The 8,338-nt window shown below is 61.4% G+C and carries 8 protein-coding genes; 3 read left to right on the forward strand and 5 right to left on the reverse strand.

The window, feature by feature from the left end; translation table 11 throughout:
• The first annotated feature begins 296 nt into the window (after nt 1-296).
• Nucleotides 297-779: a hypothetical protein gene (locus BSZ39_RS11500; RefSeq protein ID WP_073717466.1), complete on the forward strand. Its 483-nt coding sequence runs from the start codon at nt 297-299 to the stop codon at nt 777-779.
• Here the strand turns inward: BSZ39_RS11500 and BSZ39_RS11505 are convergent.
• Together BSZ39_RS11505 and lysS are read right to left on the reverse strand one after the other, a co-directional pair.
• A complete protein-coding gene (locus BSZ39_RS11505) occupies nt 776-1,597 on the reverse strand; it encodes a sulfite exporter TauE/SafE family protein (protein ID WP_073717467.1) in 822 nt (273 codons plus the stop codon). The genes BSZ39_RS11500 and BSZ39_RS11505 overlap by 4 nt on opposite strands.
• Nucleotides 1,598-1,674: 77 nt before the next feature.
• Nucleotides 1,675-3,195: a lysine--tRNA ligase gene (gene lysS / locus BSZ39_RS11510; RefSeq protein ID WP_073717468.1), complete on the reverse strand. Its 1,521-nt coding sequence runs from the start codon at nt 3,193-3,195 to the stop codon at nt 1,675-1,677.
• Between the two features lie 80 nt (nt 3,196-3,275).
• Here lysS and BSZ39_RS11515 point away from each other — a divergent pair, with 80 nt between their 5' ends.
• Nucleotides 3,276-3,536, forward strand: coding sequence for a metal-sensitive transcriptional regulator (locus BSZ39_RS11515; protein ID WP_073717469.1), 261 nt, complete (start codon nt 3,276-3,278; stop codon nt 3,534-3,536).
• A 24-nt stretch (nt 3,537-3,560) separates the two neighbouring features.
• Nucleotides 3,561-5,258: an FAD-dependent oxidoreductase gene (locus BSZ39_RS11520; protein ID WP_073717470.1), complete on the forward strand. Its 1,698-nt coding sequence runs from the start codon at nt 3,561-3,563 to the stop codon at nt 5,256-5,258.
• Here BSZ39_RS11520 and BSZ39_RS11525 read toward each other — a convergent pair.
• Genes BSZ39_RS11525 through BSZ39_RS11535 form a run of 3 tightly spaced genes read right to left on the reverse strand, consistent with a single transcriptional unit; the run spans nt 5,255 to nt 7,733 of the window.
• Complete coding sequence (locus BSZ39_RS11525; protein ID WP_073717471.1) at nt 5,255-5,812, reverse strand: hypothetical protein; 558 nt, start codon at nt 5,810-5,812, stop codon at nt 5,255-5,257. The two genes, BSZ39_RS11520 and BSZ39_RS11525, sit on opposite strands and share 4 nt — an antisense overlap.
• Nucleotides 5,809-6,960 (reverse strand): HPP family protein, encoded by a 1,152-nt coding sequence (locus BSZ39_RS11530; protein ID WP_143180518.1) that lies wholly within the window; start codon nt 6,958-6,960, stop codon nt 5,809-5,811. The genes BSZ39_RS11525 and BSZ39_RS11530 overlap by 4 nt, the downstream gene beginning before the upstream one ends.
• 23 nt (nt 6,961-6,983) lie before the next feature.
• A complete protein-coding gene (locus BSZ39_RS11535; RefSeq protein WP_073717473.1) occupies nt 6,984-7,733 on the reverse strand; it encodes an ABC transporter ATP-binding protein in 750 nt (249 codons plus the stop codon).
• Nucleotides 7,734-8,338 lie beyond the last annotated feature (605 nt).

Here is an 8,338-nt window from a genome sequence, read left to right on the forward strand (position 1 = left end):
ACCATGACCGATACCGACACGCCCGCACTAGCAAGCTAAAACCCCAAACGAGAGGAAAACGCCGTTACACCACTACAAGGGACTTGACCCCGACCGCCAAGCACGCGGCAAAATCATGGCGCACCTACGCAACCTAGACCCGCACGAAACACTCCCCCGCGAACACGCCCTTACCATCGCCTCACCCGATACCTCCCAAGCCGAGCGCGCCATCACGAGCCTCCTAACCGATGGCCTCATCCAGGCCCACACGGACGGTTCGCTCCACCTAGCATCCTCCAGGTAAATTGCCTACCGTGACCAGCAACCAACCCCTCCCACCCGACGTAGCACAAGTCCGCGCCATCTCCACCACCCGCCTCACCCTCATCGCCGGCGTTGCCCTTGCCTTCCTCACCGGAGCGCTTGGCGCGATGCTCATTATGTCGACGCCTCACGATGCGCCCGGTCGTATGGCTCTATGGCTGCCGTCGCTCGGGCTGCTGGGTTCGCTCGTGATCGCGCTATTCGGGGTCTTGCTGCTATTCGCTCCAGAAGCGATCGCAGGGTTGGAGCGTCATCGCCGACTGCTGAATATCACGTGGCGGGTCGGCGCCGTTTTCATTGTCATCGCCCTGGCCGCCCTGCTGATCACGACGCCATCATCGTGGCTCATCGCATTGCTGGGCGCTGTCATCGCTGCGCACCCTGTCGCCGCTGCCTACGTGTTGGCGAGCCGGACTGCCCGTCGGCTTGATGCGAGGCCGCTCGGGCACCGCGACCGTCTCGCCGAGTTCTAAGTCAGATCGGCGTACAGCGCCGGGATCGCCTGAATGCCGGTCGCAATCGCGACCCCAAGCAGCAGGATCGCGAACGCCAATGTGAGAACCGAGCTCGGGACACGTTTGGTAAGCGGCCCACCGAGCATGCCACCGAGGGATGAACCAACCGCGAACATCGCGATGAGCGGCCAGTCGAAATGGATGTCCGCGCCGAGCCGTGAGGCGAGTCCCGCAAGCGAGGCGATCACCATGACGAACAGGGACGTACCCGAGGCTTCTTTCATTCCGAACGCCATCACGAGCACGAGCGTCGGGACGACCGCAAAACCGCCGCCGACGCCGAAGAAGCCTGTGAGGAAACCGGTGAGCGTCGCGGTCGTGATGAGCAGCAAAAGCCCATGGGAATCGCGCGCGGCCGCGGCCCAGGTTGCCTTGCGAACGATTTCGTCTTCGCGTCCGTCCGCAATGAGTTTTTCTTCCTTGCGGCCAAGCCTTGCCCTGCGCAGCATCACGAACCCGACCGCGGTGAGGAGCACGGCGAATAGGCTCATGAGCACGTCGGAGGAGACATACCGCGAGAGCAAACCACCGATAACAGAGCCGATGACGGACAGGGCACCAAAGACGAGACCATCGCGGATCTTCACATGCCCGGCCTTCATACGACCGGGCAGCGCCACGAGGGCTGTCACGCCGACGATGATGAGGGATGCCGCTGCCGCGTCGTGAGGGTCCTGGCTTAGGAGGTAGACGAGGATCGGAACCGTAAGAATGCCACCGCCAGCACCGAGTGCGCCGACGATGACTCCGATCGCAATACCGACCACAAAAGCCATGTCAAGAACTACCTTCCGTCCTTGGCCATTCTATTGCGGTGATGTTTCAACGACGTAGGACGTGTGGCGTTCGAAAGCTAAAGCGGCTTGACCAGCGGGAAAAGGATCGTCTCTCGGATTCCGCGGCCCGTCAGCGCCATGAGGAGGCGGTCAAGACCCATCCCCATGCCGCCCGAGGGGGGCATACCGTATTCCATCGCCTGCAAGAAGTCTTCGTCGAGCACCATGGCTTCGGGATCGCCGGCGGCGGCCACGAGAGCCTGCTGCTCAAAGCGTTCGCGCTGGATCACCGGATCGACGAGTTCAGAGTAGGCGGTCGCGAGCTCGAAACCGCGGACATACAGATCCCACTTTTCTACGACCCCCTCGCGTTCGCGGTGACCGCGCACCAGCGGGGAGGTGTCGACCGGGTAGTTCATGACGAAGGTGGGCTCGTAGAGCTTGCTTCCGGCGAGCTCCTCCCAGATCTCTTCCACGATCTTGCCGGGCGTGTAGTGCGAGGCGAGCCCGATCTCGTGAGCCTCTGCGATCGCTTCTAGCTTGGCGCGGTCAGTTGCGGGGCTGATCTCTTCGCCCACGGCCTCAGACAACGAGGTGTACAGATCGAGCTCTGCCCACTCGCCGGACAGGTCATATTCACTACCATCGGCGAGCGTGACAACCTCGGATCCGATCGCTTCCCGCGCGGCGGTCTGGATGAGATTGCGGGTTAGGATCGCCATCGTGCGGTAGTCGCCGTAAGCCTCGTAGGCCTCGACCATCGCAAACTCGGGCGAGTGCGAGGAGTCAGCACCCTCGTTGCGGAAGTTGCGGTTAATCTCGAAAACTTTTTCGATGCCACCAACGACCGCCCGCTTCAAGAACAGCTCGGGGGCGATACGCAGGTAGAGCTCCATATCGAACGCGTTCATATGGGTAACGAACGGGCGGGCGGCAGCGCCACCGTGAACGACCTGCAGCATCGGGGTCTCGACCTCGATGAAGCTCAGTTCGTCGAAGGTCTTCCGCAGCGACTTCACGACCGCGGATCGGGTGCGCACCATGTCACGGGCGGCCGGGCGCGTCACGAGGTCGACGTAGCGACGGCGGACGCGCTCCTCATCGGACAGGCTGACCTGCTCGCCGTCTTCGGTTGTGAAGGTCTTCGGCAGCGGGCGGATCGCCTTGGATGCGATCTGCCAGTCGTGCACAAAGATCGATAGCTCGCCGCGACGCGAGGAGATGACTTTGCCCGAGAGGAACAGGTGGTCGCCAAGGTCGACATCAGCCTTGTAGCCGGTGAGGGAATCGACGCCGATTTCGCCCTCGGAAAGCATGCCCTGGATCGTGGTGCCGGCCCCGTCTTGCAGCGTGACGAAGCAGAGTTTTCCGGTGTTGCGCTGGTAGATCACGCGACCGGCGAGACCGACGACATCCTCAGTCTCTTCGCCAACTTCGAGGTGACCGTACTTCTCTCGCACATCTTTGATCGTGGTCGTCACGGGCACGGAGACGGGGTAAGCCTCCCGGCCCTGCGACAGGATGCGCTCGCGCTTTTCATGGCGCACGCGAATCTGCTCAGGCTGATCGGATACGTTAGATGCGGAAGTCTCGGTCATAACCTGATGGTATCGGGCAAGCGCGGGCTTGAGAAAACCCCACCCCTATACCCCTAGGGGGTATCTGCTAGCATGGGCTCATGGTTGAACTCGATACCACCGAGGCCCGCGCCGCCCGCAATCGTCTGGCGCGCGCGAACGGTCAGCTTGCTGCCGTGATCCGCATGATCGACGACGGCGAGGATTGTCGCGAGATTCTCACCCAACTTGCCGCATGTTCTCGAGCAATTGACCGTGCTGCCATCACGTTGCTATCGACCGGCATGAAGCAGTGCTACCTCGATAACGAGTCCGAAGAAACTCAAGCTGAGCTCGAAAAGCTCTTCCTCTCCTTCACTTAACCACCCACCTAGGGAGTATGACCTGTGACCAAGATCGTCGTGATCGGCGGTGTCGCGGGCGGCATGTCCGCGGCTGCTCGCGCCCGCAGACTGGATGAGAACGCCAGCATCATCGTTCTCGACAAAGGTCCGTACGTGTCATTTGCGAACTGCGGACTGCCCTACCACGTCTCCGGCGAGATTCCGTCGCGGGACAGTCTGCTGCTGCACACCCCGGACACGCTGAAGGCTCAGTTGAACCTCGATGTCCGGGTGAACAGCGAAGTCACGCGCATCGATCGTGAGGACAAGACCATCACGGTCAACGGGCCAGAAGGCACGTACTCGCTCGCGTACGACACGCTCATCTACTCCCCCGGATCCAAGGCTGCCACTCCCCCGGTCACGGGACTCGACCATGCCTCCGTCCACTGGCTTCGCACCGTGCCCGAAATGGACGGGCTCATTGCGCGCATCGAGGGCCGTTCCGAGTTTGATGCGGTCGTCGTCGGTGCGGGCTTCATCGGCCTGGAGGCCGTGGAAGCTCTCGCCCACCGTGGCGGCAACGTCACCCTCGTCGAGTTTGCTCCGCACGTCCTGCCCCCGCTCGATGCCGAGCAGGCGGAATGGGTCGATCGAGAGCTACGCAAGTACGGCGTTCGCGTTCTCACCTGCACCTCCGTGGACGCGATCAGCGATGCCGACGGCGCCGCGCGAGTCCGGCTATCCTCCGGGGAGGAGCTCACCGCTGACCTTGTTGTCATGTCGACGGGCGTCACCCCGGATACGGCGCTCGCCAAGGATGCCGGATTGGAGCTTGGGCCCCGAGACGCGATCGTCATCGATGGCTACCTCCGCACGAGTGATCCCCACATCTTCGCCATGGGTGACGCCGCCGCGATGCGCCAGGAGATCGGCGACGGAGACGTCATCGCCCCGGTTCCGCTGGCTGCTCCGGCGAATCGTCATGGGCGGCGCGCCGCAGACGCCGCGCTCCTCGGGATCGGCGCAGCGAGCGATCGCGTCGCCGATTCGCACAAGGCCCCTCGGGTGCTCGGTACCGCGATCGTGCGTGTCTTTGGCCTCACCGCGGCGATGACGGGAGCTAACCGCCGCACGCTTAATACCCAAGGCGTCGACCATGTGACCGTGCACGTCCATCCGGCCGATCACGCCGGCTACTTCCCGGGCGCGCAGCAGATGCACATCACGGCGCACTTTGCGAAGGAGACCGGCGAACTCCTCGGCGCCCAAATCGTCGGCGGAGCCGGCGTCGCGAACCGGATCAATGTGTTTGCTACCGCTCTGAAAGCCAAGATGACCGCGAACGACCTCGCTGATCTTGACCTCGCTTACGCGCCGCCGTTCGGCAGCGCCAAAGACCCGGTCAACATGACAGCATTCGTCGCCCAGAACATCCTTTTCGGCCAGATGCCGGTCTGGTACGCCGAAGACCTCGAAAAGGTCGCTCGCGAAGCGCTCGTTTTGGATGTGCGCTCCGCAGCAGAATGCGATAACGGCATGATTCCGGGGGCGCTCAATATTCCCCACACCGAGGTTCGGGACCGTATCGAGGAGATTCGCGAGGCCGCTAACGGGCGGTGGATCGCTGTCCACTGCGCCTCCGGCGTGCGTTCCTATCTCGCCACCCGAATCCTCGTCGGCAACGGACTGGACGCACGCAACCTGTCTGGCGGCGCGCTGACTCTCGGCGGCGTAGACCCGGATTGGGCGGGCAGCTAGCGGCGAACCGTAGCGGCGTACCCAACTACCGCCGTCACGACCACGATCAACCACACGACAGCGCTATTAGTCTGCGACATGATGACGTTTGTCGGCGACTGCGCATCTGGCGGCAATAACAACCCGATCGCCACGACTGCCACCCCAGGTGCCACCCAGGCGAACCCAGAACCCCACGCCCGAACCGAAATCATCGCAAGTCCCGTGTAGAACACGACGAGGCGAGGCAGTGCGAGGACGTTCGGTTCCTTGACATAAAGCGCGAGCCCCAATCCTAAAACTATGGCCAGGCCCATGACGATCGTCGTGTGCGCGATTCGGAGGTCGCTGCGAGTGTTCCCCATATAGTCCGCTTCGGATCTCTGTCCTAATGGCACCGCTAGCCCCATCCCTACGAGGACGAGAATGATGCGTCCTAACGGCGTGATACCGCTATCAATAAGGTTGACGATGCCCTCGCTCGCGTTGAGAAGGGCAACAGCACCTACAATCCCGAGCAGCACCATCACACTGGCGCCGAGCATGCCGCGACTCCGTGCATAAAGCCCGATCACGGCCGCAGATCCTTGGTCGCGCGCTCATATAGTGCGACGACTTCTTTGCGCTGTTCATCGTCAGGCAATTCGAGGATTCGGGCTGCCTCGTCAACCGCTTGGTGGGAGAAGAATGCGCTGGTGTTATCCGGATCTATCGCAAGAAGCAAATATGCCGCGAGAGCATCCCGGGCACCGTCACCTTCGGCGGAGTTGTCCTGATCGACGAAGACCATATTGGTCGTCGTCAGGACCAGATCGAGCGCGAGCGCACTCGTCTGACGGACCTTCAAATTGCTCAGTGGCATGGAGGTGCTGGCATCAGGTATCCCGTTGAGCCCTAATTCCTGGATTCTGCCGGGCAGTTCCATCGCGTCCGGCTTCACGGTGGTGAGACGATCAGCGAATTCTCGAAGCGTTGGTAATGCTCGCGTGTGCTCACGCCACACACAGATTTGCGGGCTGTCCCCTTCGCAGACCGGGTCTGGATTCCGCATCGGCGCGTCATTACGTACGTGGATCGCCGCCAGGACTGAGCCGCTCACGGACAGTAAAGCAAGGACCACGACACCCCCGTTCGCGGCTGGACGAAACGGCAGACCTAGTGCCAACACGGTCGTTACCAATGCGGCGATCGCCAAGGCCACAACCGGAAGAAGCGGTGTCCCATAGGCAGGGTGTGTATTGGAATATCGCGTGACATAGAGCGCGGCGATAAGGACCAAAACAAAGATGCCACCTACCCCAAGAGCGGGATGCCATGGGAGTTTCCCAGCCAGCTGCCCCAACGCCACGGCGAGGAAACTAAGCGCTAGGTAGCCCACGACCGGACGGTAAGAGGTGGCTGCTAATCCGTAGTTCACAACGGCCGTCGCGCCAAAGCTACCGAGAGCGAAAACGGCGGAGAGGCTAACGATTGTAATCCACGACGGAGCTACGGTTCGAGTGCTTTGGCGCAATCGCTGCACCAGGTTTTGTTCAATCCATTGGCAAGGGCCAGACTGCTCGTATCGAGCCGATTCATGTGCTTGAAGCGCGCCGAGGACGGGGGCGATGAACATCAGGGGTGAGAGCGCGTATGTCGCCGTAGCGGTCGACCAGCCGAGCCAGACATTGCTCGTCAGTCCGAGAATCGCTACCCCGACGAGGAGGAGAATCGGCAGTGCCAACCAGGAGATGTGGCGTCTAGCGATCATGATGCGACGACACCGGACTGGCTCACTAGTCGCGCGAACCCGCTTTCTGCTCGTGACATTCCGTCCAGCGAACCGTCAGCGCATGCTTCGAGGTCCGCAACCGACCCATCAAGAGCGATCTCCCCTCCTGCCAAAACGATGACCCGAGGGGAAAGGTGAACGACATCCTCAATCAGGTGGGTCGACAGGATTGTCGTGGGAGCAAGGCCCGCGCTGATCAGGCGCCGGACCTCAACACGCTGAACCGGATCCAGCCCTACCGTGGGCTCATCGAGCACCACAACATCTGGTGAACCGATCGTCGCAGCAGCTAGGCCGGCACGTTGCACCTGACCGCCGGAGACCTCTCCCATCTTCTTTTCGGCCAGGTCCGTAAGCGCTAATTCTGACAAGACGCGGTCAATATCCCGCGCAACTTCCGCTTTGGCCAGACTTCGCATCCAGCCGATATACCCAACAAACTCGCGGACCTTCATCCTTGGATCAAACGTCACGCGCTGCGGAAGATACCCAATCCTGCGGGAACGTTCTCGAGCAAACGAACGATCGTAAACATCGTGCTCGCCAAGCATGACGTTCCCGCCGCGGGGTTTTAGCTGACCGACGATCGTTCGCAGCAGCGTCGTTTTTCCCGCGCCGTTTTGTCCTAACAGGACCGTAATTCCCCGACCGCAACTCAAGCAAATGTCTGCGAATACCGCGGTGCGGGCAGAATAACCCTGGGCCAGATTGTTACACGTGAGCATTGGGAGTTCCCACACTATCCCGTTTTTACGGCCTTCCCGGATGCGATCGTGAACCAGCAGTTCCCCTGCCCCACCGTAGACACCTGCGCCCCTTTTCGGAGGTAGACGCTAGCTCCCCTTGCAGCCGGAGCATAGTCACAGTGAGCCCGCGCCTGATAGGTCCCAGTAACCGTGACGCCTCGCGACGCCGCAGTATTCAACCAAAACCTAGAAGCGTTAACGGTACTCACCTGAAAGTTAACACCGTTGACAGCCCCTCCGAACTGCCCAACCTTCATCGCAGCTACTGCCACGCCAGTCGACCCCACCAAACTAAGGCGATACACGCCAAAGACTTAATTGCCAGCTGCTTCATCATAGCTCCCCTCGCGTGACACCAGACTACCGTATAGGGACTGTCTGAATAATGGTGTGTGAGGGTCCGGCCTGATCCGAAAGGAGATGGCCGTGGCTGACACGACCACTGTCGTTGTTGACGACGAGATAATTGATCCCGTGACCGGGGAGATCATCGATCAGAAGGAACTCGCAGAACGCTTGCTCGCGCAGGCGAAGGAGCAGGGCGTGAGCTTGACGGGGCCGGGCGGCCTGCTCAGCCGGCTCAC

It is taken from the genome of Bowdeniella nasicola (genome assembly GCF_001907295.1).
Classification (GTDB): domain Bacteria; phylum Actinomycetota; class Actinomycetes; order Actinomycetales; family Actinomycetaceae; genus Bowdeniella; species Bowdeniella nasicola.

Excerpts from the sequence above, each read along its gene's own strand:
- BSZ39_RS11505 (WP_073717467.1), bottom strand. The coding sequence starts at position 1,597 with ATGGCTTTTGTGGTCGGTATTGCGATCGGAGTCATCGTCGGCGCACTC.
- lysS (WP_073717468.1), bottom strand. The coding sequence starts at position 3,195 with ATGACCGAGACTTCCGCATCTAACGTATCCGATCAGCCTGAGCAGATT.
- BSZ39_RS11515 (WP_073717469.1), top strand. The coding sequence starts at position 3,276 with ATGGTTGAACTCGATACCACCGAGGCCCGCGCCGCCCGCAATCGTCTG.
- BSZ39_RS11535 (WP_073717473.1), bottom strand. The coding sequence starts at position 7,733 with ATGCTCACGTGTAACAATCTGGCCCAGGGTTATTCTGCCCGCACCGCG.